General features: G+C 68.1%; 1 pseudogene. It reads right to left on the bottom strand.

The window, feature by feature from the left end:
• Positions 1-204: pseudogene (locus IEY93_RS39190) on the bottom strand (RNA polymerDNA-directed RNA polymerase subunit B); the annotation flags it as partial.

Genomic DNA, 204 nt, shown 5'->3' with positions numbered 1-204 from the left:
GGGCACATGCGGCCGTAGTGCGAGGGGTGCACGTCACGGACCTCGAACCCGGCCCGCTCACGCGACAGACCACCGGGGCCCAGCGCGTTCAGGCGCCGCTTGTGGGTCAGCCCGGCCAGCGGGTTGATCTGGTCCATGAACTGCGACAGCTGCGAGGTGCCGAAGAACTCCTTGATCGACGCCACCACCGGGCGGATGTTGATC

The organism is Sphaerisporangium melleum, from assembly GCF_014646695.1.
Lineage (GTDB): Bacteria > Actinomycetota > Actinomycetes > Streptosporangiales > Streptosporangiaceae > Sphaerisporangium > Sphaerisporangium melleum.
This window is presented reverse-complemented; position numbering and strand designations above follow the sequence as displayed.